The organism is Corynebacterium sp. MSK310 (assembly GCF_030227355.1).
GTDB lineage: Bacteria > Actinomycetota > Actinomycetes > Mycobacteriales > Mycobacteriaceae > Corynebacterium > Corynebacterium rhinophilum.
Window position 1 is genome coordinate 128,891 of the sequence record NZ_JASPFZ010000002.1, and the last position, 23,626, is coordinate 152,516.

Annotated in this window: 21 protein-coding genes; 12 read left to right on the forward strand and 9 right to left on the reverse strand. The window is 60.0% G+C overall.

Going from position 1 to position 23,626, the window contains the following annotated elements; all coding sequences use genetic code 11:
* The first annotated feature begins 2 nt into the window (after nt 1–2).
* The 5 genes from folP to QP891_RS03000 are packed head-to-tail and all read left to right on the forward strand — an operon-like array spanning nt 3 to nt 2,901.
* Nucleotides 3–815 carry a dihydropteroate synthase gene (gene folP, locus QP891_RS02980; RefSeq protein ID WP_284769973.1) on the forward strand — a complete coding sequence of 271 codons (813 nt, stop codon included), beginning with the start codon at nt 3–5 and terminating at the stop codon, nt 813–815.
* Entirely contained in the window at nt 812–1,534 is a 723-nt protein-coding gene (locus QP891_RS02985) for a glucosyl-3-phosphoglycerate synthase (protein WP_284769901.1), read from the forward strand. The genes folP and QP891_RS02985 overlap by 4 nt, the downstream gene beginning before the upstream one ends.
* A 3-nt stretch (nt 1,535–1,537) precedes the next feature.
* Nucleotides 1,538–1,843, forward strand: coding sequence for a DivIVA domain-containing protein (locus tag QP891_RS02990; RefSeq protein WP_284782508.1), 306 nt, complete (start codon nt 1,538–1,540; stop codon nt 1,841–1,843).
* Between the two features lie 11 nt (nt 1,844–1,854).
* The gene (locus tag QP891_RS02995) at nt 1,855–2,022 is read left to right on the forward strand and encodes a DUF3117 domain-containing protein (protein ID WP_005280113.1); all 168 of its coding nucleotides are present in this window, start codon (nt 1,855–1,857) and stop codon (nt 2,020–2,022) included.
* A gap of 9 nt (nt 2,023–2,031) precedes the next feature.
* Nucleotides 2,032–2,901, forward strand: a complete 870-nt coding sequence (locus tag QP891_RS03000; protein WP_284769899.1) for a methyltransferase domain-containing protein — start codon at nt 2,032–2,034, stop codon at nt 2,899–2,901.
* A gap of 258 nt (nt 2,902–3,159) precedes the next feature.
* Here QP891_RS03000 and QP891_RS03005 read toward each other — a convergent pair whose 3' ends face one another.
* The 3 genes from QP891_RS03005 to QP891_RS03015 all read right to left on the reverse strand — a co-directional run bounded on the left by QP891_RS03005 (nt 3,160) and on the right by QP891_RS03015 (nt 5,455).
* Nucleotides 3,160–4,602, reverse strand: coding sequence for a GH32 C-terminal domain-containing protein (locus QP891_RS03005; protein ID WP_284769898.1), 1,443 nt, complete (start codon nt 4,600–4,602; stop codon nt 3,160–3,162).
* Nucleotides 4,603–4,614: 12 nt separating this feature from the next.
* Nucleotides 4,615–4,746, reverse strand: coding sequence for a hypothetical protein (locus QP891_RS03010; RefSeq protein ID WP_284769897.1), 132 nt, complete (start codon nt 4,744–4,746; stop codon nt 4,615–4,617).
* Nucleotides 4,747–4,807: 61 nt separating this feature from the next.
* Nucleotides 4,808–5,455 carry an O-methyltransferase gene (locus QP891_RS03015; RefSeq protein WP_023028631.1) on the reverse strand — a complete coding sequence of 216 codons (648 nt, stop codon included), beginning with the start codon at nt 5,453–5,455 and terminating at the stop codon, nt 4,808–4,810.
* A 151-nt stretch (nt 5,456–5,606) separates the two neighbouring features.
* Between QP891_RS03015 and sigE the strand changes: the two genes are divergently transcribed.
* The 3 genes from sigE to QP891_RS03030 all read left to right on the forward strand — a co-directional run bounded on the left by sigE (nt 5,607) and on the right by QP891_RS03030 (nt 7,322).
* Nucleotides 5,607–6,236, forward strand: coding sequence for an RNA polymerase sigma factor SigE (gene sigE, locus QP891_RS03020; protein ID WP_005280118.1), 630 nt, complete (start codon nt 5,607–5,609; stop codon nt 6,234–6,236).
* Between the two features lie 87 nt (nt 6,237–6,323).
* Entirely contained in the window at nt 6,324–6,779 is a 456-nt protein-coding gene (locus QP891_RS03025; protein WP_284769895.1) for an anti-sigma factor family protein, read from the forward strand.
* A 21-nt stretch (nt 6,780–6,800) separates the two neighbouring features.
* The gene (locus tag QP891_RS03030) at nt 6,801–7,322 is read left to right on the forward strand and encodes a twin-arginine translocase TatA/TatE family subunit (RefSeq protein ID WP_284769894.1); all 522 of its coding nucleotides are present in this window, start codon (nt 6,801–6,803) and stop codon (nt 7,320–7,322) included.
* A gap of 12 nt (nt 7,323–7,334) precedes the next feature.
* Here the strand turns inward: QP891_RS03030 and QP891_RS03035 are convergent, their stop codons facing one another.
* Nucleotides 7,335–8,465, reverse strand: a complete 1,131-nt coding sequence (locus QP891_RS03035; protein ID WP_284769893.1) for an Mrp/NBP35 family ATP-binding protein — start codon at nt 8,463–8,465, stop codon at nt 7,335–7,337.
* 123 nt (nt 8,466–8,588) lie between these two features.
* Here QP891_RS03035 and QP891_RS03040 point away from each other — a divergent pair, with 123 nt between their 5' ends.
* Nucleotides 8,589–9,335 (forward strand): hypothetical protein, encoded by a 747-nt coding sequence (locus QP891_RS03040; RefSeq protein ID WP_284769892.1) that lies wholly within the window; start codon nt 8,589–8,591, stop codon nt 9,333–9,335.
* Nucleotides 9,336–9,708: 373 nt separating this feature from the next.
* Here QP891_RS03040 and QP891_RS03045 read toward each other — a convergent pair whose 3' ends face one another.
* Nucleotides 9,709–13,464 carry a multifunctional oxoglutarate decarboxylase/oxoglutarate dehydrogenase thiamine pyrophosphate-binding subunit/dihydrolipoyllysine-residue succinyltransferase subunit gene (locus QP891_RS03045; protein ID WP_410763623.1) on the reverse strand — a complete coding sequence of 1,252 codons (3,756 nt, stop codon included), beginning with the start codon at nt 13,462–13,464 and terminating at the stop codon, nt 9,709–9,711.
* 163 nt (nt 13,465–13,627) lie between these two features.
* A complete protein-coding gene (locus tag QP891_RS03050; RefSeq protein WP_284769890.1) occupies nt 13,628–14,365 on the reverse strand; it encodes a hypothetical protein in 738 nt (245 codons plus the stop codon).
* Between the two features lie 145 nt (nt 14,366–14,510).
* Between QP891_RS03050 and QP891_RS03055 the strand changes: the two genes are divergently transcribed.
* Nucleotides 14,511–16,214 carry a carboxylesterase/lipase family protein gene (locus QP891_RS03055; protein ID WP_284805831.1) on the forward strand — a complete coding sequence of 568 codons (1,704 nt, stop codon included), beginning with the start codon at nt 14,511–14,513 and terminating at the stop codon, nt 16,212–16,214.
* An 80-nt stretch (nt 16,215–16,294) separates the two neighbouring features.
* Nucleotides 16,295–17,152 (forward strand): DNA primase, encoded by an 858-nt coding sequence (locus QP891_RS03060; RefSeq protein WP_284769972.1) that lies wholly within the window; start codon nt 16,295–16,297, stop codon nt 17,150–17,152.
* Nucleotides 17,153–17,155: 3 nt separating this feature from the next.
* On the opposite strand, the gene QP891_RS03065 is transcribed toward QP891_RS03060, so the two are convergent.
* Nucleotides 17,156–17,668, reverse strand: coding sequence for a hypothetical protein (locus tag QP891_RS03065; RefSeq protein ID WP_284769888.1), 513 nt, complete (start codon nt 17,666–17,668; stop codon nt 17,156–17,158).
* A gap of 112 nt (nt 17,669–17,780) precedes the next feature.
* Between QP891_RS03065 and QP891_RS03070 the strand changes: the two genes are divergently transcribed.
* Nucleotides 17,781–19,016 carry an MFS transporter gene (locus tag QP891_RS03070; protein ID WP_284769887.1) on the forward strand — a complete coding sequence of 412 codons (1,236 nt, stop codon included), beginning with the start codon at nt 17,781–17,783 and terminating at the stop codon, nt 19,014–19,016.
* 95 nt (nt 19,017–19,111) lie between these two features.
* On the opposite strand, the gene QP891_RS03075 is transcribed toward QP891_RS03070, so the two are convergent.
* Together QP891_RS03075 and QP891_RS03080 are read right to left on the reverse strand one after the other, a co-directional pair.
* Nucleotides 19,112–20,404: an Nramp family divalent metal transporter gene (locus tag QP891_RS03075; RefSeq protein WP_284769886.1), complete on the reverse strand. Its 1,293-nt coding sequence runs from the start codon at nt 20,402–20,404 to the stop codon at nt 19,112–19,114.
* Between the two features lie 93 nt (nt 20,405–20,497).
* Nucleotides 20,498–23,620, reverse strand: coding sequence for a DUF3427 domain-containing protein (locus tag QP891_RS03080; protein ID WP_284816939.1), 3,123 nt, complete (start codon nt 23,618–23,620; stop codon nt 20,498–20,500).
* Between the last annotated feature and the right edge of the window lie 6 nt (nt 23,621–23,626).

Genomic DNA, 23,626 nt, shown 5'->3' on the forward strand with positions numbered 1-23,626 from the left:
TGATGGCGATAGTCAATCGCACCCCGGATTCCTTTTATGACAAGGGGGCCACCTTTGACATGGACCCCGCCCTCAAGCGCTGCGATGAGGCCATTGTGGCGGGAGCCTCCATCATCGATATCGGCGGAGTCAAGGCCGGACCGGGCGAGGAAGTGGATAGCGCGGAAGAAATCGACCGCGTCGTGCCCACCATCGCCCGCGTGCACGAGCGCCACCCGGAGGTACTTATTTCCGTCGACACTTGGCGCAGCGAGGTCGCCGAGGCCGCCATCGCCGCCGGGGCGGGGCTGGTCAATGACACCTGGGCCGGGTGGGATCCGCAGCTTATCGAGGTCGCCGGCCACCACCGCGTGGGCTACGTGTGCTCGCATACCGGCGGGATTACCCCGCGCACCCGCCCGCACCGCGTGCACTTTGATGATGTCGTCGCTGACGTCATTGCTGAGACCACCGCCTTGGCGGAAAAAGCCGCGGGGCTTGGCTGCCCGGAAGAGCTCACCTTCATCGATCCCACGCACGACTTTGGCAAAAACACCTATCACGGCCTTGAACTCTTGCGGCGCATCGACGAGATCGTCGACACCGGCTGGCCCGTGCTTATGGCGCTATCCAATAAGGACTTCGTGGGTGAGACCCTCGCGCGCGGGGTAGGAGACCGCGTTGCCGGAACGCTCGCCGCCACAGCCTGGGCCGCAGCGCACGGGGTGGCCGCCTTCCGCGTCCACGAGGTTGCTGAGACTGTCGACGTCATCCGCATGACTGCCGCCATCCAGGGCACGGCCGCGCCCCTTGACACCACCCGCGGGCTCGCATGAGCGTTTCCGTCATCATCCCTGCGCTCAACGAGGAATCCACCGTGGTCGGCGTTATCCGCGCCTGCCTTGCCGGTGACCCCCTCGAAGTGCTCGTCATCGACGCCGACTCCACCGACGACACCGCCGCAGTCGCGCGCGCAGCCGGCGCCGATGTGCGCAACTGGCGCGATATCCTGCCCGAACCGCCGCGCCCCGGCAAGGGCGAATCCCTCTGGCGCGGGGTCGCCGCCGCGCGCGGGGACATCGTCGTCTTTATCGACGCCGACCTAGAATCCGCTGCGCCCGGCATGGTCACAGCACTCGCGGCGCCCTTTGAGGATCCCCGCGTAAACATGGTCAAGGCCCGCTATCGCCGCAGCCTCAACGGCCAACCCACCGGCGGCGGGCGCGTGACCGAACTCACCGCAAAGCCACTCATCCGGCAGTTCTTCCCAGAGCTAGCCCACATCGACCAGCCCCTGGGCGGCGAGTACGCGATCCGCCGCACAGCCGCGCTAGAGGTGCCTTTTGTGGAAGGTTATGGGGTGGAAGCGGGGCTGCTGGTGGACATCGGCAAGCGCGGCGGGCTGACAGAAGTCGACCTAGGCACACGAGTCCACCGCAACCGGCCGCTTCATGAGCTGGCACCGATGGCGGATATCGTGGCGCGCACGCTGCTCTCGCGCGCCGGGGTGGGAGCGCCAATTGCTCAGCGCCCGCCGCTGCTAGGTAGGATTTAAGCCATGCTGTCCTGGATTGTGCTCATCGTGGTGCTCATTGCGTTCATTGTGATCGGAACGTGGCTGTGGGGCTCGATATTTGGGCCCGGGACCGTGATGGACCCGCCCGATGAGCCGCAGAAGGTGCTGGAAAATAACCGCGCCGCCGCAGCTCAGGGCCGTTTTGAGGACGTGCAATTCGAGGTCGTCCCGCGCGGGTACCGCCAGGATCAGGTCGATGATCTGCTCGCGCAACTTGAGCAAGAATTAGCGGCTGCGCGGAAAAGCGGGCAAAAAGGGACTAAGCTGGATAGAAACGAAGATAGTTAAGGAGCCCTACTATGGCAGCAATGAAGCCACGTACCACTGGCGGCGAAATGGAAGCGGTGGTGGAATCCCGCAAGATCGTCATGCGCATCCCTTCTGACGGCGGCGGGCGCATCGTTATTGAGCTGAACAAAGAAGAGGCCGCGGAGCTCGGTTCTTTGTTGACCGAGGTTTCTAGCTAGTCTGGATACATGCTTTCTCATATCGTCGACATTCTGGCCGATCCAAACGACGGCACGGCGCTTTCCGGCGCCGGTGATTTTTCCCGCCTCGTTTCGGAGTCTGGCCATTCCTTTGATGTGGCCAAGCAAGGGTATGTGACCTTAGCGGCCGGTGCTGGCCTGAAGCACAAGGGCGATGACATGGACATGGTCAACGCCCGCGAGGCGTACCTGGCCACGGGCCACTTCGCGCCCTTCGTCGAGTCTGTGACCGGCGCGGTGCAAGACGCGCTCGATGCCAGCTCGCTGTCTGTCTCTACGCCCGCTTCGCTCCTCGAGGTCGGCGCCGGGACCGGCTACTATCTGGCCCACACGCTTGACTCCATCGACGGCGCGCGCGGCGTCGGCCTCGATATTTCCCCGCACGCAGCCAAGCACTTGGCCAAGTGCCACCCGCGCGTGGGCGCCGTGGTTGCCGATGTCTGGCAGCAACTTCCCATCCGCGATGAATCCATCGACGCCATTTCCGTCGTCTTCGCACCGCGCAACCCATCCGAGTTCCAGCGTGTACTCGCCCCCGGCGGCCAAGTCATCGTCCTGACCCCAGGCGCCGGGCACCTCGATGAGCTGCGCGAACCCCTCGGCATCCTCGGCGTAGAAGAGGGCAAGGTTGACCGCATGTATGAGCAGGCGGAAGGCCACCTCGAACAAGCCGCCGATCCGGTTGATATTTCCTTCCCCATCCAGTTGGACAAGGCGGCCATCGCCGCACAGGTAGGAATGAGCCCGTCCGCTCGCCACATCAGCGCCGACGAGCTCGCCGAGCGCATGGCCGCCCTTCCTCCCACGCTGACGGTCACCGCCCGCGCCCGTCTGGACCGCCTCCGCGCGGTTTCTTAATCGCACCCCTGCCTTTTGGCACCTAGCCTTCGGCCTACATACCGCCCTTCGCGCTCACCAGCAGCGCGTGGGGCGGTTCTTTTTTGCTTCCGGTGAGCGCGAAGGGCGGGTGTGGAATCGGCCAGTCACCGTTGCTTCCCTTGGTGCTCACGGGGCGCTGCTTGTCGATGCCCCTCTGCCTCGCCGGTGAGCGCGAAGGACAGGCGCTCGAAAGGCGGGGGGCCGAGAGGCGGGTGGCCGGGTAGGAGGGCTGCAGTATTAGAGCTTGGAGCCGGAGCGCTGCCAGTTTTGTTCGATGACTGCGTCGCCGGTGGTTTCGACATCCATGCCGGAGCAGCCGCCGTCGAAATAGACGCGGGAGGCCATGGCGATGAGGCCGCCGTCAACGAAGACCTCCACCGTGGAACCGTCTTGGATGATGGTGAGGGTGTCGGAGTCGCCATCGGCAAGCGTGGCTGTGGCGGGAGCGGAATCAGCGAAGAAGTGGTCGAAGGCCTTGTTCATGGAACGATCGAGGCTGATTTCCTCGCCGGAGTGGCAGATGGTGGCGGCGGGGTCGCCGTTGCCATCGAGAAGGGTGATGGTGACGCTGGAGCCGGTGGGAACCTCCATGACGCCGGTCCAGGAGCGCGCGTAATCCGAAAGCTTGACCGCCTCGGGCAGGCCGGTGGCCGGTGCCTGGTACAAGACGCCGCCCTCGAGCGTGACCTGGCGCGGCAGGGAGAGGGCATTCGACCAGCCTTCGGCATCCCAAGAGGCGTGTTGGGTGGCGTCGTCGCCGCGGCCATTGCCGTTGAGAAGGCCGAGGATGACGGCGCGCTCGTAGCGCCTTTCTTCAGGGATCGTGCCTGCGGTGGCGTTGGTATTGCGCGGGCGGGAGAAATCGTGGCCGAAGTCCACGCGGCGGAAACCGGAGACCACCGTGAAGGTGGTGTCTTCCAGCTGGCCCACGAGGTAGCCGGAAACGTCGCGGCCGTCGCGCTCGAGGGTGACAAAGAGGACGTCGTAGATTTCTTCGTCGATTTCATCGCGCAGGCGCACGATGCGCGGGGAAACCACCGGAGGAATAGGGGAATTGGCAGGCACTTCGCCGTCGAGGAAGCCTGGGTCGCCCTCAAAGGTAAGGCTACCGCGTAGGGACCACGAGATGCCGTCGTGGCTTTCTAGAATGACCGGCTGCGGGGTTTCGGTGCGGCCAGAAAGCGCCAGCATGAGCCAACCCTTGTGGCCGTCTTCGCGGTCATCGGTGGCCCAATCGGGCACGACGGAGGGCGAGCGGAACCGGGTGTGGTCGGTGGTATTGCCGGCCACCTCGCCGAAGCGCACGACGTTGGGGTCGAGGGCCGAGGAATCATCGGATACCTCGCAGACATCGTCGATACCGGAATAGCGCGCGAGGCGAATGGAGGTGCCGGTCGCGGTCACGGAGGTGAAATAGAGGTTGGTAGCGTCCTCACCCTGGGCCACGGAACCCGCGCGGAGGGCGAGCTCACCGCCGACGGGTGCGAGGACATCATCGCAGTCCAGCCAGTTAAACGGCGCTTCCTCCGAATAGGTGTGTCCCCAGCGGGCGGGGGCATCGGAAGTGGGGCGATATTGATAGAACATGTGCCACGTATCGCCATCGCGAAGGACACCGGCGGGTGCATCTAGGATGCCGGCATCGGGGATGAAGTGGAGTTCGGGGCGGTGAGTCGTCACGGCATTCCTCTCTTAAATCAGGTGCGGGTTCAAGCTTGGGTTGGGGTGGCAGCCACGCCAGGGAGGAAACTCGTTGACCTGCCACGCGGTGGTTTCGCCGCCGTGCGCGGGCGAGGACTTTATGGGGCAGTGTCCGGCTGTCATGTACACCCAGAATACGGATATCTTTTAGCGCGTGCAGGGCCCTCGCTTGCCGATGCCCCCTTTAAAGCTTCGTTACCAATGTCAGCCCCGAACCCAGTGGGAGCCGGGTCACGGTGGCGCCTTCGAGTTCGCGGAGGTATTCATCGGCCTCGCGCGCGGCGGCGGTATCGCGGTCGGTGCGGGAGGTGTCGGCGACGGTGCCATCGAGAAGCGCATTGGCAAGCACGAGCGTGCCGTGCTGGTGCAGCAGGGGCCAGGCCGCCTTGATGAGGGCGGGGAGGTCGAGGGCGGCGACGTCCGCGTAAATGACCTGGTAGGCCTCGGTGGCCAGGCGCCCGAGCACGTCGAGGGGGCGCGAGGGGAGAAAGCGGCCGCGGGTGGGGGCGTAGCCTGCCTCGCGGAAGGCGGCCTTGGCGCTGCGCTGGTGCTCGGCCTCAGGGTCGATGCACGTGAGGATGCCGTTGTCTGGCATGCCCGCGAACAGGTAGAGACCGACGACGGAGGCGGCAGGGGTAATCGCCACGGCCTGGGGGCGGTCTACCACACCGGAGGAGGTTGCCGTCAGCGTGGTGAGAAGCTGACCGGTGGATTCATCCGGGACGGGCAGGCCGTATTCCTCGGCGTGGTCGCGGGCTCCGCGGAGAGCCGCCGAAGGCTCACTGGTGGAATCGATATAGGAGCGCAGTGCGTCATATGCGGTAGTAGTCACGATTAAGACAATAGGTAAAGTTGCGCGCTAGGGTGGCAAAAACGCGCCTAGCCAGCGAAATTGTGGTCTGTGGGAAGTATGTGACGGACTCACAGGATATTATCAGCGCAGCAGCTGGAGTTTCCGCGCCGAGTATAGAAAAATGACACCCATGACAGAAACGAAGCGCGATGCCGAGTCCGTTGCCTCCACCGATCCGAACGTGGAGTTGACCGGTACCGCGGCGTTCGATGCTGGGGAAGCCACGATGCCTTCGTGGGCCGAATTGGTGGCAGAGCACGCCGATGGCGTGTACCGCTTGGCCTACCGTTTATCCGGTGACCAGCAGGATGCCGAGGATCTCACCCAAGAGACCTTTATGCGTGTCTTCCGCTCTTTGGATAAGTACCAACCGGGTACCTTTGGCGGCTGGCTGCACCGCATCACCACGAACCTCTTTTTGGATATGGTGCGCCACCGCTCCAAGATCCGCATGGAGTCCCTACCTGAGGATTATGAGCGCGTTCCGGGTACGGATATGACCCCGGAGCAGGCCTATACCGTGGCCAACCTGGATCCCGTGCTGCAGTCCGCGCTGGATAGCCTGGCGCCGGATTTCCGTGTCGCCGTGGTTCTGTGTGATATCGAAGGCATGAGCTATGACGAAATCGCCGAAACCCTCGGCGTGAAGATGGGCACGGTGCGCTCACGCATCCACCGCGGCCGCTCCCAACTGCGTGCGGCGCTGGAAAAAGAGGCACAGACCAATGCGGAAGCGCGCATCTTGTTGCGCACGCGCTAGAATCGAATCGTTAGCTCCCCTGCCGCGTGGCAGGGGGGATTAAGTGTGAGTAATCCGGCTGTGGCATGAACGTGAGGAGGGGTGTCGATGGACTCACTGCGCGGACGCCGCACCCTCTCCAGGCTCAGCGTGCGGGGTGACTTTACCCCCGCGCAGGCGAAGGCCCGGGATAAGGCAAAGGCGCGGGCGCGGCGCAGCGATTCCATCGGCCACCTCGGCCCAGAGGCCGTCGTTGCCTTCGTGGACGGGGAGATGGAGCCCAAAGCCATGCACCGCGTGCGCATCCACCTGGTCCACTGCGCGGAATGCCGCGCCGACGTGCACCACCAGCGCCATGCCTCTGAGTGGGTGCGTCACTGCAGCGATGATTCCGCGGTGAAGGCCCCGCAGTCCTTATTGGCCAAGCTGGCGGGAATGGCTACGGAAGGCGTGGCCCCGGGCCCCGATGCGTCGACCCCGGCGCACCGGCCGGAGCAGGATTTCCTGGATAAAGTCGAGACGGTGGTACGCGCGATTAAACACAATCAGCGCGGACAGAACTAAACGGAGGGCGAGGATTTAACCGTGTTTTCTTCCATTGGCTGGCCCGAGATTATTGTCATTGTCCTCCTCGGCATCGTCATCATCGGCCCGGAGCGCATGCCGGAAGTCATCAAGGACGTGCGCGCGGCCATCTACGCCGCCCGCAAGGCCATCAATAATGCGAAGGCCGAGCTCAACGGCGAGATGGGGTCCATCTCCGCGGAATTCGACGATATCCGTGGCCCGCTCAACCAAGCTGCACAGTGGACGCGGTTAGGCCCGAAGGGTGCTATTACCAAGGCGCTTTTCGATGGCGACGATTCCGCCTGGGACGACTTCAATCCCCAGAAGATGGCCGAAGACATTAAATCCGGCACCGCGCCGAAAGAACCCGAACAGCGCGCGCAGGACAACAATGGCCCCGCCCGGCCCACCTTTAACTATGCCGAGGTATATGGCGATACCACCGAAACCACCCAGCAGCCGCCCCAGCAACAACAAAAGCCGCAGCGCGGTGGGGAAGATTCCACCGGCGGCGGCTCTGAGTGGAGCGACGTTACCTAATACAACGCGCTCTTAGTTCACGCCCAAGTTGAGGCTCTTGCCCACGAGGGAATCGGAGCGGATGGCGAGCTTATCAGCAACTGCCCTGATTTCCTTTGCGGCAGGGGAGTCGGGTGCTTCGAGCACGATGGGTGTGCCGGCGTCGCTATTCGAGCGCAGGGACGGATCCAGCGGTACGGACGCCAGCAGCGGCACCTCGTGGCCCAGGATGACGCCGAGGCGGTCTGCGACGATCTGGCCGCCGCCTTCACCAAAGACATCCATGGTGGAGCCATCCGGCATGACCATGGCGCTCATGTTCTCAATCACGCCGGCCACGCGCTGGCGCGTTTGTTGGGAGATGGAACCGGCGCGCTCGGCTACTTCTGCCGCAGCGGCCTGCGGCGTGGTGACGATGAGCAGCTCCGCATTCGGTATGAGCTGCGCAACGGACAGCGCCACATCGCCGGTACCCGGTGGCAGATCGAGGAGGAGGACATCGAGATCGCCCCAGAATACGTCCGCCAAGAACTGCTGCAGCGCGCGGTGGAGCATGGGCCCGCGCCAGACGACGGGCGCGTTACCCTCCACAAACTGCCCGATCGAGATGTGCTTAATGCCGTGGGAGATGGGTGGCAGCAGCATTTCATCATCAAGCACGGTGGGGCCGTCGGTTGAGCCGAGCAGGCTGGGCACGGAGTGGCCGTAAATATCGGCATCGACAATGCCGACCTTCAGGCCCTTATCCACCAGCGCTGCGGCAAGGTTGACGGTCATCGAGGACTTGCCGACGCCACCCTTACCCGACGCCACCGCAAATACGCGGGTCGTCGAATCGGGCTTCGCAAAGGGAATCTCGGGCTCGGCCTGGCCGCCGCGTAGCTTTTGCTTCAGCTCGCGGCGTTGCTCATCGCTCATCGCGTCCATGGTCACGGTGACCTTGCCAACGCCGTCGATATCCTCGACTGCGGCGCGGGTATTGGTCTCGATGGTGGACTTCATGGGGCAGCCCGCGATGGTCAGATAAATGCCAACGGTGACGTCGTTTCCTTCGATATCGACCGATTTCACCATATTCAGTTCAGTGATGGGGCGGCCGATTTCTGGATCCTGTACGTGGGAAAGAGCCTCGCGTACGGCTGATTCGGTAATAGAGCTAGACATAACTCTTGCCATCTTAGTCACGGCGCTACCTCAGGTAAACACGCCCGCACGGTAGACTCTGTGGGACGTTTAAATCCATCCGTTTATATCGGTGAACTAGAACAATTAGAAGGAGCACCCTCAGTGAAGCGCAGCCCCGCCCGTCGATATGCCCGCGCTACTGTTACCGCGGTGGTAGGCGCTGCACTGCTTGCTGGGTGTTCAGACAAAGTCGAGACCAGTCCCGCTGCGGCACAATCCGAACCAGAACAGGTGCAGATCGTCGTTGACCCTGCACAAACAGATCAGCTCATCTTAGGCGAGGTATTCCGGCAGTCGCTCTTGGAGGAAGGACGTACCGCCGAGCTGAAGGAAGAAGAAACCTTCAAAACACATGGAGGCAAGGGCAGTTCGCTGAACCCAGAAGGCAACTTTTACGTCGGCTGCACCGGCAGCTTTTTAAGCCATTTTAATCCCGGTGAGGCGCGCGATATCTCGGCGGAATATAAAAAGGCAGAAGAAGACAGTGAGCCGGGCGGGGAGGACTTCCTAGCCCGCACCCATATTGCACTCATGTCTACCTTGCCCACTCAACTTGCCACAGTCGAGCCCTCCGGTGCTCACGGTTGTGAGGATGTGCAACCAGAGCTGCCAGAAAACTTCGTGGTCATCTATAGCGATAGCCTCTTTGACCGCGAAGAGGAAAAATCCGTCGCCGCGGTCACCAAATTCATCACGCAAAAAGATATCTCTGACATGGTGGAGGCGATAGAGGAAGGCGAAGAGCTGAAGAAGGTCGTCCACGAATGGATGGAAGCTTCCGGAATGGACATCGTCAATGAAGAAAGTGATTCCGGCTCCTCCGGCGGCTCGGATCTGAGCAGTTCCTAAGGTATCGGCGCGGTCCGTTCTACCCACCACCCGCCCTTCGCGCTCACCGGCAGGCGCGCTTTAGCGTGCGTTCGGCCTCTTCGTGATCGCGAAGGGTGGGGTAGGCGAACCGGCGAATCTAATCGTCGCACCATTTCTGCGATAGCTGCACCGCTCCCCTTGACGCTCACGGGCGGTGCTTGCCGATGCCCCTCCACCTCGCCGGTGAGCGCGAAGGGCGGGTAGGCGGCTGGCTGGAAGCGAACCTAGCGAGGCGAAGGCAACAGCGTCCATGAAATAGCATTAAGCATGAAAATGCCCCAGTGAGGAAATAACCTCACTGGGGCATTCAGCGCTGTACTGCGCTAGGTGCGGCTTCGGCGATTAAAAGCGATTAAACGTCGAAGGCCTCTTCAAGCAGGTTCTTCTGCTCAATCTGGTGCACCTTGGCGTTACCCGTAGCCGTAGAGGACTGGGCGCGGCGGGAGACGCGGACCATTTCCGGCATATCCGGAATGAGGTTGCGCAGGTGCTCGTTGTAGAACGGCCATGGGCCTTGGTTGGCGGGCTCATCCTGTACGAACCGGACCTGGGTGGCGTTCGGGTACATCTCGAATGCCTCGCTCAGGCGGTTGAACGGAATCGGGTGGAGCATTTCCACGCGGACGATGGCGATGTCATCGCGGCCGTCAGCCTCGCGCTTCTTCTCCAAGTCCCAGTAGAGCTTGCCGGAGACCAGCATGATGGTCTTAACCTTGTCCGTATCGCCGACCTTCTTGTTATTGACGTCCACGAAGTGGGGGTCATTGATAACAGAGCGGAACTTCTTGACCTCGGTGAACTCCTCAACGGAGGAGGTGGCGGCCTTGTTGCGCAGCATGGACTTCGGGGTGAAGACGACCAGCGGGCGCTTCATCTCACCCAAAGCCTGGCGGCGCAGCAAGTGGAAGTGGTTAGCCGGGGTGGACGGCTGGGCCACGGTCATGGAACCTTCCGCACACAGCTGCAGGTAGCGCTCGATGCGGGCGGAGGAGTGGTCCGGGCCCTGGCCTTCGTAGCCGTGCGGCAGGAGGAGAACCAGGCTGGACAGCTGGCCCCACTTGGCCTCACCGGAAGAGAGGTACTCATCGATGATGGTCTGGGCGCCGTTGGCGAAGTCACCGAACTGAGCCTCCCACGCCACGAGAGCGTCAGGGTTACCCACGGTGTAGCCGTATTCGAAGCCCATGCCGGCGAACTCGGTCAGCGCGGAGTTGTAGACCATGAACTTACCGCCGTTGTCCTTGGACACAGCCAGGGAGTTGAGCGGGTTGTACTCGTTGCTATTGCGGTGATCGAAGGTCACGGCGTGGCGCTGGGTGAAGGTACCGCGGCGGGAATCCTCACCGGCCAGGCGCACGACCTTGCCCTGGTTAGCCAAGGAACCGAAGGCGAGCAGCTCGCCCCAGCCCCAGTCGATGCCGCCTTCGCGAACAGACTTCGCACGGTCCTTGGCCACCTTGGCTACGCGCTTGTGGTACTCGAAGTCCTCGGGTGGGTTGCCGTAGGCATCGCCAAGCTCGACCATCTCTTCAGCGGTGATGGAGGTATCCAGGCCGCGGGTGAGGTCCTGCGAGGAGGTAATACCGGTCTGTTCCTTGGGGCCGGCCTTTTCGGCTTCCTTGTGTTCGGTGAATACGGACTCCATCTGGTCGTGGAAGTCGCGTGCCGCTGCCTCGGCGTCCTCAGCAGATAGGTCGCCACGGCCGATGAGCTCGTTGGTGTAGTGCTCGCGCACAGGCTCGTGGTTCTCAATAACCGAGTACAGCTGCGGCTGGGTCATGGATGGGTCATCGGCCTCGTTGTGGCCGCGCAGGCGGTAGACCACGAGGTCAATGAAGACGTCCTTGCCAAACTGGCGGCGGTATTCTGCGGCCATCTGGCCAACCCAGACAACAGCCTCTGGGTCATCACCGTTGACGTGGAAGACCGGGCAGTCAAAGCCCTTGGCCAAGTCGGTGACGTAGTGGGTGGAACGGCCGGAATCCGGGGTGGTGGTAAAGCCCACCTGGTTGTTGACCACGATGTGGATGGTACCGCCGTTGGTAAAGCCACGCAGCTGGGACAGGTTGATGGTCTCCTGCACGACGCCGAGGCCGGTGAAGGATGCATCGCCGTGGAGCATGACGGGAACGACGGAGTAGCCGTCCTTGCCCTTGTCCAAGATGTCCTGCTTGGCGCGGGCGATGCCCTCCATGACTGGGTCCACAGCTTCGAGGTGGGACGGGTTGGCAGCAAGGGTGACCTTGATTTCACCATCGCCGAACATCTGCAGGTGCTCGCCCTCGGAGCCCAAGTGGTACTTCACGTCACCAGAGCCGCCGAGCTGGCCGCCCTTGTAGTTGCCGTCGAACTCGCCGAAGATATCTGCCAGCGGCTTGCCCACGATATTGAACAGCACGTTCAGGCGGCCGCGGTGTGGCATGCCCATGACAACCTCGTCGAGGCCCTGGCCCGCAGCAGTGTCGATGATGGAATCCAAAAGCGGGATAAGGGTTTCAGAGCCCTCAAGGGAGAAGCGCTTCTGGCCCACGTACTTGGTCTGCAGGAAGTTCTCGAATGCCTCGGCGGCGTTGACCTTCTGCAGGATGTACTTCTGCTCGGCATTGGTCGGCTTTGGCATGCCGGCCTCGAGGCGGTCCTGCATCCAGCTGCGCTCGTCGCGGTCCAGGATGTGGGTGTATTCGGAACCCACCTTCAGGGTATAAGCAGCGCGCAGGCGGGAGAGCACCTCGCGCAAGGTCATCTGTTCCTTGCCGCCAAAGCCACCAACATTGAAGACGCGGTCCAGATCCCAGATGGTCAGGCCGTGCGTAGCGATGTCGAGGTCGCGGTGATCCGGGCTAGGCAGGCCGGGCTGGGACCAGCCGAGCGGGTTGACATCGGCAAGCAAGTGCCCGCGGGAGCGGTAGGACTCGATGAGCTGCATGACGCGGGTGTTCTTGTCCACGCCAGAGTTGGGGATGTCCTGTGCCCAGCGGAAGGGCTCATAAGGAACGCCCATGGACTCGAAGAGCTCGTCCCAGAAGGCGTCATCAACAATGAGCTTGCCGATGGTTCGCAGGAACTCGCCGGACTCTGCGCCCTGGATGACGCGGTGGTCATAGGTGGAGGTCAGCGTAACCAGGCGGCCGACGCCCAGGTCAGCCAGGCGGTCTGCGGAGGCGCCGGCGAATTCTGCCGGGTAATCCATGGAACCAACGCCGATAATGGAGCCTGCGCCCTTGGTCAGGCGAGCAATGGAGTGGCGGGTGCCGATGCCGCCCGGGTTGGTCAGGTTAATGGTGACCCCAGAGAAGTCATCCATGGTGAGCTTATTCTTACGGGAACGGGTAACGATGTCCTCGTAAGCCTCAATGAACTCGGCGAAAGATTTGGTCTCGCACTCCTTGATGGCGGCGACCACGAGGGCGCGGGAGCCATCCTTCTGCGGGAGGTCGATGGCCAAGCCTAGGTTGATGTGCTCAGGCTGGACGACGAAGGGCTTGCCGTCCTTTTCCTCGTAGCGCACGTTCATGCCAGGGTGCAGCTGCACGGCCTTGACCATGGCGTAGCCAATAATGTGGGTAAAGGAGATCTTGCCACCGCGGGTGCGCTTCAGGTGGTCATTGATCATGGAGCGGTTTTCCCACATGAGCTTGACCGGCATATCGCGCACGGTGGTAGCGGTAGGAATCTCGAGGGATTCTTCCATGTTCTTAGCAATCGCCTTGAACATGCCCTTGAGCTGACGCTCGTCGCCGCCCTTGTAATCTTCTAGGTTTTCCAGCGGAGACTGCGCATTCTTGCCTGCAGAATGCTTAGCCTTCGCGGACTTTTCCTTGGCCTTAGATACAGACTCTTTCACGTTGGTATCGCGGGCCTCTTGCTTGCGGGCGGTGGTAGTGCCTTCGGTCTTCTTGGCCGAGGACGTGGACTCTGCCTTTGCCTTCTGTGGCTGTGGCTTAGATGCTTTAGATGGAGCCTCAGCTTCTGGCTGCGCCTTGGGCGCGCCGTTTGCTTCGAAATAGTCGCGCCACTCCTTGTCTACGGAGCTAGGATCCTTGGAGTACTGCTGGAACTGCTCGTCTATCAGCCACGCATTCGGGCCGAAGATGCTCGATGTGCTCACGGCAGGTTTTCGCCTCATTTCTCTGCTTTAAAATGGTCGTTTATTCGACTTTAGTCCGGACTTTGTACGAGCGCATTTATCACCCGCCAAAGTGTCTGCCTATATGATACGGGCCAATCCCTCACCTTCACTATGTCAGGGGTACTGAATTCGCTCTAAACGATCATTGGGTACCCGCCTCAGTGTGGGAAAGAGGGGAGAGCTGGTGGCGGGCGTGTTCGATGACCTGATTGGCCAGCTTGCGATTGGCCTTCGTGCCAATGACCGCGCCGATGCCCATAGGCATGAGCTTGCCCACCCAGGCCCACTTCATGCGCTTGGTAATCTGCTTGGTAAAAACCTTGGTCAAGCGGCCATTGATGCCAGATAACGTGGGCCCGGAAAACCGGGAGAGGGAGGCTACGGAACGCGCCCCCGTGACCGTGCCGAGGTCACCAACGAAGGTATCGACCACCGCGGAACCCTTTGAGCCTGTCAATACCACCAGTACTAGGGCACGGCGGCGCTCAGGCGAGGAGATGTCATCGCCGCGCAGGTACGCGGATGCCAGGATGTACCACGTGGCGGCCTCAAGAAAGACCACGGATTCCGCACCGATGGTGGCAGCGCCCGTAAATAGCCCGATGCCGGGGACGGATGCGGAGGCACCAGCGGCCGCGCCCGTGCCGGAAGTGATATTCATGAAGTGCTTGTTAATAAAGCCCTGCAACTCTTGGTCAGTGGCTTCTGGGTGGTGCTTCTTGAGGCTCTTGACGTATTTGGAAATAACACCAGATTGCACGGATACGGCGCGGTCCAAAGAGTTCAGCAGCGCCTTGGTAAATCGGCCGCTGTGCTCCGGATCGATGTCATATGTGTCAGTAGCTGCGTCATCTGGGGCGGACTTTTTAAATATGGACATGCCTTCTCCCACACCAATCCTTAATTTGTTGGGGCAGTAGTATTAATTGATTTTTTTACCTAGCATAGCCCTGGCCTTGAAAGAAGGGGGCGGCCATGTGCGATTCGGATCGCGGCCGGCGTGCAATCTACCTAAGGTAGGGAGTATGCCTTACCCGCAGGATGGTCAACGCGACAGTGGGGACTCTTATTCCGAAGAGTCCACCGCTGCCGCGCGCTTGCGGGCCATGCGCGCACACGAGCGCGCCCGTCAGGCCCACGAGCGGGCACAGAATGCCTATGCGGATGAGCTCACGGTGCGCACGACCTCCGGCTGGGTGCGTGGGGTCATCGAAGAAGACCTTAGAGTAGATCGCCCCATTAGCGCCGGGCCGGTGCGCACGTGGCGTGGCATTCCCTTCGGCGCCTCCACGGCCGGCGACAATCGCTTCCGCGCCCCACGCCCGGCGCCGCGCTGGGGCGGGGTGCGCGATTGCAGCCAATTCGGGCCAATTGCCCCACAACCCACGTACTCCTGGACTGACCGCATCGTCGGCTCCGAGGACTGCCTGTACCTAGACATCGTGCGCCCGCGCACGGAGGAAAAGTTGCCCGTCGTGGTGTACCTGCACGGTGGCAGCTTCATCATGGGTTCATCCCACATGCTCATGCTGCGCGGGTTTGAGCTCGCCACCCGCATGAACGTGGTCTACGTATCTATCAACTTTCGCCTCAACGCCTTGGGATATCTCGATCTGCGCAGCCTCGGCGGCGAGTGCAGCGCTAACCCCGCCGTGGCGGATCAGATTCTGGCCCTTAATTGGGTGCGAGATAACATCGCTGCCTTTGGCGGTGACCCAGACTCCGTTACTCTCATGGGCGAATCCGCGGGTGGTGCCGCGGTGCTGGCGCTGATGACCAGCCCGCCGGCCGAGGGGCTCTTCCACCGCGCCATTGCCCAATCTCCACCCATCGCGCTGGTGCATTCCCGCGCCCAATCCACCTTGTGGGCCCGCGAACTTGCCCGCCGAGTGGGCCTGCCGCGTCGGGTGAGCGTGGATGATCTGCGCCAAGAAGACTGTGCGGATGTGGTGCGCTCCGGCCAATCCATGATGTGGCGCGCCGGCGAGCTACTGCACTTAAACTCCTGCTACGCGCCCACGGTGGACGGCGAACTTTTGCCCGAGCACCCTATCACCGCCTTTGAGCAGGGCCATCAACACAAAATTCCGTTGCTGATTGGCACGAATTCGGATGAAGCCAGCTTTGGCAAGTTCCTCTTTCAGCGCCAAAGCGCCCGGGAGCGCGCAGCCCTCCGGCTCTTGGCCTCCTACGATCCCCACCACGCCCCTGAGGTCGTCGCCGCCTATCGCGGTGCGGTCCGACGGGAGGACTTTGCGCACCTGCTTGCCGATGCCCTCTTCTGGGCACCCTCCACCCGCATCGCCAGCGCCCACTCTGAAGTAGCCGATACCTGGATGTACCGCTTCGACTTCGCTTCTGCCGTCTTAAAGTGGCTGGGGCTAGGCGCCATGCACTCGATGGAATTGGGCAATGTCTTTGGCGATCCCCAATCCTCGCGCGCTTCCCTGCTAACCGGCTGGGGCTCGCGCGCTGAGATGGAGGAATTGACCTCCACCATGCAAGATCACTGGGCCGCGTTCATCCACGGCGGCAGCCCCAAGGCGCAGTGGCCGCGCTATGACGGCGGCGATCGCGCGACCATGATTTTTGATGAACAGGCCTATATCGTGCACGCCCCCAATGACGGTCGCCGCAAAGCGTGGGAGGATTACCACATGGTGGAGTGGGGAAGTGGGCGCCCAGAGCTCGTGCGCTCCCTTGGTTTCCAACCACACAGGCGGGATTAGCGGTAGAATCCAGAGTGACCGCGGGCGGCGTCTTGCCCACCGCGGAGACCTCTGCTTCCGAAGGATGGATTTTCACCACCATGAGCTTTTTCGAAGATATCGCTTCCGCATTGGACGCCGAGGGCATCGAGTCCCGCGTCAACGAAGACGTCATGTTCGTTCCAATCACCTCTGATTTGGAAATCCAGTTTGTTGAAATCGATCCTCTCTTGCCTGCCGCCAACGTGTACATCGCTGCGGCGGATGTGGATGAAGACGATGAAGAATTCGAGGCCGTCTTAGTCTCCGTTGCCTTTTCCGTCGAAGACGCCGTAGAAGCCGTCTCCCGCCACATCGCCACCGACCAGGTCGTTACCGTCCTCCGAGACCTCCTGGAAGGCACCGATGAGCGCATCGCGGAATTGGAGTTTGACCAGGATGAACTCAACCCGCACCTGGTGGTGGCGGAAGTAGGCAACGATTCAGAGCTGCGCGTATTAGTGGAAACCATCGACGGCGTACCCTCTGCCATCGTGCGCTTCTTGGCCTTCGACTTCGATGAAGAAGACATGGAAGAGCTCGAGGATGAGGCCGTCACGGAGCTATGGCAGGTGGATGAGGAAGGCGAAGACCTCGATGAAAACGAGCGCCTTGCCCTCTTTGGCAACACCGATTCTGATGACATCCCCATCGTAGAAGTCCCCGCTGAGGCCCTAGAACTGGGCACCTACACCGATTTCGACCGACTTTTTGACGTGCTTGGTTTGGTCTCGGAACAGGCTCTTGATTGGGAGGCCCAGCTCGTCAACTTCGATGAGGACGATTTCGAGGAACCAGACGTCTACGACATTTTCTGCGAAGACGCCGATGATGACGACGATGAGGACCTTGAGTTCTTCGACACCTTCACCGAAGACGACGATGCTGACGCCGACGACGAAGAGGGCGACAACAACTAAGCCCTAGGCGGCTTGCTGGAATCCCGCGAACAAGGATTCCGGCGAGTGGACGGGCTTAAAGGCGCTATCCACCAGCCACACGTAAGTGGCATTTGGCCCGCGAGAGATCTCATGGACGGCGCCAGCTAACTCAGCAGGGACAAGCGTGCGTACCCACCCTTCCGCCGTGGCGGGATCGACGACCTGCCCAAAGTTATCGGTGATGCGAATGGTGATGAGGTAGGCAGGGACGCGGCTTTCACCGAACCCGCGGATCCGTGCCTTCACTCGTGCTCCCACGCGGTGGCGCGTAATGCTCATGCTGTAGTCCGCGCCACCTGGCGTGGGTGGCAGCTGTTTTATGGGCGGACGCCACGTCGGGGTGGGACGGGCCAAGGACCGCGGGTGGTGCATGATGGCGGAAATTGAGCTGACGGTCTCATAGTGGTGATAGGCCAAGTCGGCGGCAATTTCCGTAGCCGTGGCGTTGGGTTGACTGGGTACTGTGTGCGAAAAGTTCTTATCTACGTTGTGCATGGCACTTACTCTAAACCGCAGGGCCGACACGAGTTCGAAGAATATAAACACGTGTTCGAATTAGTGGGCTAAATAGCTTTCAGACCTTCAAAGGCATAAGGTTGCACGTGCTATGAAGAGTGCTAATGCCGAACCGGCGTCCTACGAAAAGCCCAAGGTGCCGCGGGAAATCTGGGTAATGGTAACGGCGGCGTTCATTATCGCCTTAGGTTATGGCCTTATCGCCCCGCTTTTGCCGCAGTTCGTGGTCAGCTTTGATGTATCGATGGCCGCCGCTGGCCTCGTGGTATCGATCTTCGCCGCCTCCCGGCTGATCTTCGCGCCCGTGTCTGGTTCATTGGTGGACCGCATTGGCTCGCGCCGCGTCTACTTGGTGGGCCTGATGACCGTTGCCGTGACCACGGGATTGGTCGCCATTGCTCAGGAGTATTGGCACATCGTGGTGCTGCGCGCCCTGGCAGGTCTTGGCTCGACCATGTTTACCGTCTCCGCGATGGGCCTTATCGTGCGCCTGTCTCCACCCTCGATTCGCGGTAAGTGCTCCGCCACTTACGCCACGGCATTCCTACTGGGCAATGTCGCCGGCCCAGTGCTCGGCGCCAGCCTGTCCTTCTTGGGCTTTCGCTGGCCATTTTTCATCTACGGCATCGGCGTGATGCTTGCTGCGTTCGTTGTCTGGTGGCAGATGCCGCGGGTCAACCACTCTCAAACCACCACCTCGGAACTGCCGCCCATGCGCCTGCAGGAAGCTTGGGGCGATACCGCCTTCCGTGCGGTCCTGACCTCCAACTTTGTCCACGGGTGGATCAATATGGGCGTGCGCGTATCCGTCCTGCCGCTATTCGCCGCCGCCATTTTTCACAATGGCGCCGCAGCTTCGGGCTTGGCTCTCGCGGCCTTCGCCGCAGGCAATGCGATTATTCTCCAGTTCTCCGGCCGGTGGTCCGATCTCCACGGCCGCAAGCCGCTTATCTTGATTGGCTTGGTCGGCTCCGCCATCTTCATGGTGCTCATGGGGCTGGCCACCAGCGTGTGGTTCCTCTTGCTCGTATCCGCGCTTGCGGGTGCAGCATCGGGCCTTATCAATCCTTCCCAGACCGCCGCGGTGGCAGACATCGTGGGCAACGAGCGCTCCGGCGGCAAGGTATTGTCCTCCTTCCAGATGGCAGGAGACTTCGGCCAAATCGTGGGCCCCATGCTCATCGGGCTGCTTGCCGATGTCTATGGCTTCCCCACAGCCTTCACCGTTTGCGGTGCCATTGCCATTTTCGGCATCATCGCCTGGCTCTTCGGTCGCGAGCCCCGCGAGGAGTCCACTGTGGAAGTAGAGCGGATGCCGAAAAAATAGTTGACGGCAACCGTTCAATGTCGAGGCATCCTGCCCTGGGAGGTGGAGAGCTTACGGAAAATTGGCGCGTACCTCGAAGATTACGGGCAACAAGGCTAGAAGAGCCCGGCAACCTGGGACACGCACAGGTAGACAAAGGCTGCCGAAATGATGCCCATCAAGGTGTTGATGAACCAACCATTGCGCCATTCCTTCGGGGTGTGCTTGGTATTAAGCAGTACCAAGAGCGTAAGGCCCAGGAACGGCATGAAGAATGCGCCCAGAACGCCGTAGCCAATGATCAATCCGGTGGGCTTGCCCAGCAGTAGGAGAAGCATCGGTGGGAAGGTCAACCAGATGAGGTAGGCGCGGTAGTATTTGCCGCCCGTGCTGGTGCTGGGGTGGCCCTGTGGAAGGTTCTTCAGGTGGCCCACGTAGTCCGCAAACATGAGAGACACACCGTTCCACACGCCTAAGCAGGAAGAGAATGCGGCAGAGAAGAATCCGACGATGAACCACTTAGAAATAAAGGTTCCGTAGCGGGCCTCCAGCACGTCCGCCATGTCCACCAAGCCCTGGTCATTATCGGAGACAGCGACATTAGCGCTGTACAAAAGCTCGGCACCAAGGACAAGTGTAGCGAGCACGAAGATACCGGTGACGGCATAAGCCACCGAGTTATCCATGCGCATGACCTTCATCCACTTGGGCGTGAACCATTTCTTTTCTCGCAGCCAGTAGCCATAGGCGGCAAGGGTAATGGTGCCGCCGACACCACCGGCGATGGAGAGCACGTAGACGAAAGAACCATCCGGGATGGTGGGGACAAGGCCGCGCAGAATCTCTGGCAAATTAGGTGCGGTAATTGCGGCGATGCCCACCACAGTGACAAACATGATGCCAACCAAGATGGCGGCCAGTTTTTCAAAGAGCTGGTATTGCCCCAGCCACGTAAGGACAAAGCACAACACGCCGGTCAAGATGGCCCACATAGTCAAGCTAGTACCGGGGAAGAGTGCGCTTAACGCCAAGCCGGTGCCGGACATGGCGGCGGCGCCATAAACCAACCCCCAGATGACGATGTAGGGTGCGAAATACCACGAGGTCCAGCGTCCTAGCTCCCGCCAACCGTGGAACATGGTGTTTCCAGTGGCCAAGCTGTAGCGGCCGACGCCTTCCACCAGCACGATTTTCATAATCGTACCGACGATGACGGCCCATAACAGTGCGTAACCGTAGCGCTGGCCAGCAATCATGGTTGCCACCAGGTCAGCGGCACCGACGCCAGTGGCTGCGGCGACCAAACCCGGACCAACAAGAGTCCATTTCACCTTTGCTTGTGGCTCAGAGTCGTGTGTCTGTTGGCCTGCGGCGAAAGGTGCGCCGGTGTGGTTATCTGATTGCCTCATGACACTTCCTTAAGTGGCTGTGGTGTGAATCACTTAAGGGAAATGTATCACTCTTGGTGGGTAAAGTGCAGCCTAATTATTCAACCATGCGTGCTAAGCGACGGTCCGACCGGCAGCGTACAGCGCCTTTGGCATGGTTCTTTGGAGCTTCCATTGAAACTGAATGGGCTTTTCTCCGTGGTGGGAAACATAATCCACAGCGCCTAAAAATGTATAGGCGCTCGCGGTGCCCACTGAGTTCTTCTTAGTGAAGCGAGATGCGATAAAAGTCCTCCCGCCGAGCTCCTCGTGCTGAATATAACGGCGTGCGGCCTTCGATTTTAAAGTTGTAGTAGATTGCGACTCCCAGTGGAGAAGATCCGGTGAAATCGGGTAATCACGGTAATTCGTGGTAGCGCTCACCTGATCGTCTTTTTGGAAGGTCACCAAGAACAAGTCCATGTTCATATCAGGGAAGTATTTCACTCCCTCGCGCGGAAGGCTGACTAGTTTTTCTAATTCTCCTGCTTGCAGGGCACCCACTAATTCTGCCAAGGAGTAATCGGCGTGGGTTTCCAAAACGGTGTCGTCGCTCGGCTGTGGGATAATACGCGAAGCATCATTTTGTAGCAGCATGACCTGCTCGAGTTCCCAAATAACTCGTGGGTGCTCCCGCAATATTCCCAGCGCCTCGTCAAAAGATGACGGGCTGGGTGCATTGGAATTAGCCCAAAACCCCAAGACCAGCATCCGTGCAAAGGCTTGATCAGTGGGCGTCATATCGCCGAATTGCGAGGTAGCGGATTTTAGGATTCGAAGATAGGCTTCAATGCGCGTCGTATCATTGACATGAAGGAAAACTTTAATCCGGTTGAGCAAGAAGTTTTCCATCTCATCGTCACATGGCTCGAGGAGGTTTTCCTCCCGCAGAAGACGGGTCCACGAGTACTTATTCGGCCGGTAAATATCCTCCAATTCGAGGTTTGCCTCGTCAAGGAACTTTTTGAGATCGGTAGTTCGTATTTCCGCTACCAGCGCACGCACTTTCCGCAAATTGCTGCGTGCCGTCTTCTTGACGTTGTTGAGGACCTGTTCCGTCGTCGACTCATCGAATTGGATATGCGTTCCTGGTGGCGTGGTGGGAAAGCCCTGCTCTATTTCGGTGAGTAATCGTTTGCCACGTTTTCTCGTTAGCGCGTTGAATTTACGCTCAAAATCGTATTCAACATGTTGTTGGCCAATGAAATCGAATACGGTGCAAGAATCTTTGCCGGGAGCAAGGCGAAGACCGCGGCCGAGTTGTTGTAGGAAGATAACCGGGCTTTGGGTCGGCCGGAGTAGGAGCAGCGTATTAACCGCAGGGATGTCGACGCCCTCATTGAAAATATCAACGGAGAAGAGAGCCTTGATGGCGCCGGTTTCTAGCTGTTTAATGGCTTCCGCGCGTTCAGAGGAAGTCAGTTTACTCGTCACCGCTTGAGCCGGAATGCCAAATTGCTGAAATTGCTGCGCCATGTGCTCTGCGTGGGCGATGGAAACACAAAAGCCGATCGCCTTCATCTCAGAAAGATCGAAAATCCGTTTATCCAGTTCATTCAGAATGAATCGCGTTCGCTTTTCACCAGACTTGATATAGAACTCTGATAGCTCGGTGGTGTTGTAATCCTTCTTTCCTCTGTTCCACGTGAGTGAGGAAAGATCCGTGCCGTCTGCGATTCCGTAATAGTGCATTGGAACCAACAGCTGGAGGCGCAAGGCATCCCAGAGGCGTAGTTCATGGGCAATGCGGTAGTCGAAATATTGTTGGACATTTTTGCCATCACCGCGCTCTGGTGTTGCGGTCAGTCCAAGTAATTCGTCTGGTTCAAAATGACTTAGAAGTGCGTTATAGGTTGGTGCTTCGGCATGGTGAAATTCATCGATGACCACAACATCGAATTGATCGGGCGCGAGCTTTTCCAATCGGGTGGAATTAAGCGACTGAACGCTCGCAAAGACGAAGTCCCAGCGCCGTGGCTCGGTGCCATCGACAAGCAACTCGCCAAAGTCGGCATCCTTAAGTACCTCGCGGTACGTACGGCGCGCCTGGTGAAGAATTTCCTTGCGGTGTGCGACGAAGAGTAAGCGAGGACGACGCTTCCACTGCCGGCAAAGATTAAGGTAATCCAGGGCGGCGACGACGGTCTTGCCAGTGCCTGTGGCTGCAACGAGTAGATTTTTGTGGCGATCCTTTACCTCACGTTCGGACCGCAGTGCCTCGAGCATTTCTTCTTGATAAGGGTAGGGAGTAACTTCCAGGCCAGAAAGCTCTAATTGGCGCAACGCTTGTGGGGACTCCGCGCCTTTGGCGATGCGCAGGGATTCCTGCAGGCGATCCATGTCCCGCGCCGGATCAAAAGTTTTGAAGTGGCTATCGTGCCAGTAGCTGTCAAAGGTTTTTATAAACTTTTCAATGACCTCAGGCGTCGCCGTAGCAGAGCCGCGCACATTCCACTCCCAGCCATCGATAAGAGCAGACCGCGAAAGATTCGAGCTTCCAATAAAGGCAGTGTCGAAACCAGAATTTCGTCGGAAGAGCCATGCTTTGGCATGCAGGCGTGTGGATTTATGCTCATAACAAATCTTCACATCGGCGCGATATTTTTCTACCAGGCGTTTAAGAGCCGCCGCATCGGAAGCACCACAGTAAGTAGAGGTCAATAGGCGGAACGGAATCTGGTTGTCGCGCAGGTACTGTAGGTGCTGGTCAAGGACACTGATTCCGGAGCTTTTGATGAATGCGCACAGCAAGTCGACGGAATCAGCCGTCTTTATTTCCCGCTCAATTTCACTGGTCAAGCTGGCTTCGCCTTGGGCATTGGTAAAAAGCGCGCTCTTAGTTAGCGATACATCGGGAAGCAGCGGAGGCTCGGCTAAAGAAGTGTTGTAGACGGCGTAGAGGAGTTGCTCGGCATCGATATCTTCGTCCTCGCCAAGCAGCCCAGCGATTGTATTGATAAGTGCTACGCGGTCTGTTGAGGATTTGAGTCCCATGAGGCGCTGTTCTAGTAGATCGCCGATGTGTTGAGACATGGCGGATGTGTAGCGCCCGCGAGCGTTATCATCTGTGCCGCTTCCGACCCCAAACCCGGCCGATGGGTGTCGGCTTTGCGTTTCTTCCATTCGCTCACGGATGCGTGAGGTCACCGGGGTTTCGTAAACGCCGAAGGGGAGCGAGGAATCCAAGGAATGGCTCATAGCTAC